This is a genomic window from Thermus sp. (assembly GCF_040290245.1).
Lineage (GTDB): Bacteria > Deinococcota > Deinococci > Deinococcales > Thermaceae > Thermus_A.
In genome coordinates, this window is sequence record NZ_PSMQ01000106.1 from 1 (window position 1) to 2,881 (window position 2,881).

The window sequence follows — 2,881 nt, forward strand, 5'->3', positions numbered from 1 at the left end:
ATAAGCTCCCCCCGAAGGTAGGAGCTATCAGCCCATAGGGCGGTTTAGGCGAGCCCCATCGCCTTGTGGTTAAGGCTAACATACCCTCATGGATCGTGTCAAGTGTGTGTACTGACCTTGCCCCATGAGTTCAGACAGTGATCAAGGGCATGGATGAACCGGCTGCCGATTTGCTACGAGGGCCTGATGCCTTTCGTCGAGTGTGTGTTGGGTCGTCCAGGGGATAACGGAGAAGCTGGCCCGGCTGGTGTACCCGATCCTCGCTTCCGGCTCCGCCCGCACAAGCGACTGGGCCCGGGGCTTTTTCTCTACCGGTTGATCGAGACGGAGCCTTCTGTTGTGCTGGTGGACTTTACGGGGATTCCCCGCCCGCAGGCGAAGCGGACCCCCTACGTGGGCCGACTCAAGGATGGGGGGCTTGGGTTTTCACCCTGGGCCAGCCCTACCGAGGGAGGGCGGTACCGATCCACCTGGGGGTCTATTCCGGGCACATGCTTGCGGGGGAGGGGGAAAGCCGCAACCTGGTTGGGCGGGCTTTGGTCTGGGATGCGCTGCCCTACCTGGAGCCGGAAACGGGGCTGGTGGTTGACCGCGAGTTCTCCTTTGCCGAATGGCTGGAGGAGGCGGGCGCGCGGCACGCGATCCGCCTGGACGCTAAGGCCAGGGTTTACTTGGAGGAGGGGGGCGGCGGATTTCTCTGGGGCTTGCCCGGGGAGGATGGGGAGTCCTTGCTTGAGGGGGTCTCCTACCGGACCCAGGGGGCGACCCAAGCCCACGAGGTGAACAGGGTGAGGGTTTGGGCGCCGGGGCAGAAAAAGCTCCTAAACCTTCCCCCCGAGGAGCTGTTGTGCGCGTACCAGGAACGGATGACCCGGGCGAACGCAGGGAAGACGCTTCGCCTCCTGGCCTTCGCCTACGCCCTGGGCCTGCTCGTGGAGGAGACCTTGCGCGAGCGGTGGCAAGGGAAAAAGGGAGGCTTCAGATCCCGGTGGCGAGAAGCCCTAAGGGAGGCCCTTGGCCTCTGGCCAAGGCGGCTATTGCCCCCAGCGCTTGTCGGAACTTAGGGGGAAAGCCCAGGAAGGATTACCTTTGAAGGCCAAGCAGCCATCTGGTTAGAGCACTTGGCCCGGACTGCCTCGCCCACACCCCCCTACCCCTTCCCTTGGAATGGAGAGGAACTGGACTTTAGGCCCCTCCTGGAGAGCATTCTTTGGGCCCGGCAGAAGGGGGAGGATCCTGCGACAATCGCTCGTGCCTTTCACCGCGGTGTTGCACAGGGGGTTGCCCTGGCGGCTAAGGAGCTGGCCTGGACCTATGGGGCCGAGGCCTTGGTCCTGGCTGGGGGAGTATTCCAGAACGCCCTCCTATTGGAAGAGATCCGGGCGTTTTTGGGGGATGCGTTCCCCGTCTGGGTCCCCCGGGAAGTACCCGTGAACGATGGAGGAATTAGCCTCGGTCAGGCGGCGCTAGCGGCCTTTGATGCGTGAATCGGATTCCCTGCGAAAGCACGGGTGAAAGGGGGCCCCGGGGGAAGGATGGGCACAAGAAGGTGAAGGGGTTGCTTCCCCCTTAGCCGCAGCGCGGCTATTTTACCCGGAGCCCGACCCGGAAGGAAAACGCCCCGGCCGGCCCTTGGGCCAGCCCCTCCGTGCTTCGCGGAGCGAACACCTCCAGGAAGACCACCTTCCCGCTTTCCAGGGAGCCTGGCAGGAGGAGGTCCCCCACGAACCTCTCTCCCTCCCTGAGGAGGGGGAGGGCCTTCCCCCAGGGAAGGCGCAGGACCACCTCCTGGACGAGGGTCCTAGGCTGGACCGTGACCCTTACCCGCTCATTCGGGGCGGGTCTTGGAGGGTCGAACTGCACAAGAAAGAGGGGCCTGCCGGGGTCTAAGACCACCTCAAAGCTGCCCTTTCCCTGCTCTCCCTCGGCCTCCACGAGGTAGGCCCCGGGGGGGAGGCCTTCGGGCACGAGAAGGAGGAAGAGCCCATCTTTCTTTTGCCTTCCCTCCACCCGGCCGCCCGGCCCGACCCAGAAGACCCGGCCCGCCCCGGGGGCCTCCACCCAGAGGGCCTCCTGCGGGGCCACCACGCGAGCAGGCTCTTTGTCCAGGGAGAAGACCCGGACGGGGATGGGCCTCGGTGGGTTCTGGATCGTTTCCAGGGGGATCGGCTCAAACCCGGGCTTCAGGACCACCGGCCTGTCGGGGCTTCGCGGAGCGAACACCTCCACGACCTCTACGCTTTCGCCTGACCGGAGCCGGTACCCCCCCGAGGGGACGGCCACGACCCGGTACCGCCCCTCGGGAAGAAGGACCGCGCCCCCGCAGGGGACTTCCTGGGCCAGGCCCCCCCCGGCCGGCAGGAGCCGGACAGTCGGCCCGCACCTCGAGGGCCGGGATGGGGAGGAGGCGGATGGGGTCCTTCTGGGGGAGCTCCACCTCGGCCTGGGCGGGCAGGGCCACGACCCCGGGGGGCGGGAAGACCAGGAGCCGGTAGGTCCCGGGGGGAAGGCGGAGGGCGAACCTGCCCTTTTCGTCCCCCACCGCCCGATATGTCCCCGATCCTCCCTCCACCCACACCTCGGCCCCGGGCAAGGTCTCCCCCTGGAGGAGGGCGAGGGAAGGGGAGAGAAGCCCCCCCACCTCCTCCGGCAGCTCGAGGGAAAACCGGAAGACCGCCCCCGCCTCCAGGCGGACCGCCTTCTGGCGAGAGACCTTGGCGAAAAAGCCAAGGTCTTCTAGGACCGCCCCCGGCAAGGCCCGCACCTCCAGTTCCCCCTGCCCCCCGTCCAGAAGGCTCAGAAAGGCCCGGCCCCGGAGTCCTTCCCACTCTCCCTCCAGCAAGGCCGAAAGCGCCGGCCCGCCCTGCCCCAGCCGGCCCTC

General features: G+C 66.9%; 4 protein-coding genes and 1 riboswitch. Of the genes, 2 read left to right on the plus strand and 2 right to left on the minus strand.

Features of this window, described 5'->3' with window-relative positions; translation table 11 throughout:
- Positions 1 to 11: 11 nt before the first annotated feature.
- A riboswitch (Fluoride riboswitch) is annotated at positions 12 to 72 on the minus strand.
- Positions 73 to 491: 419 nt separating this feature from the next.
- Complete coding sequence (locus C4301_RS09695) at positions 492 to 1,064, plus strand: hypothetical protein (RefSeq protein ID WP_352414864.1); 573 nt, start codon at positions 492 to 494, stop codon at positions 1,062 to 1,064.
- A gap of 18 nt (positions 1,065 to 1,082) precedes the next feature.
- Entirely contained in the window at positions 1,083 to 1,487 is a 405-nt protein-coding gene (locus tag C4301_RS09700) for a Kae1-like domain-containing protein (RefSeq protein WP_503012427.1), read from the plus strand.
- Positions 1,488 to 1,584: 97 nt separating this feature from the next.
- Here the strand turns inward: C4301_RS09700 and C4301_RS09705 are convergent, their stop codons facing one another.
- Both C4301_RS09705 and C4301_RS09710 read right to left on the minus strand, forming a co-directional pair.
- Positions 1,585 to 2,229 (minus strand): hypothetical protein, encoded by a 645-nt coding sequence (locus C4301_RS09705; protein WP_352414866.1) that lies wholly within the window; start codon positions 2,227 to 2,229, stop codon positions 1,585 to 1,587.
- A partial coding sequence (locus C4301_RS09710) for a peptidase associated/transthyretin-like domain-containing protein (RefSeq protein WP_352414867.1) occupies positions 2,171 to 2,881 on the minus strand: 711 nt, incomplete at its 5' end. The genes C4301_RS09705 and C4301_RS09710, both read right to left, overlap by 59 nt.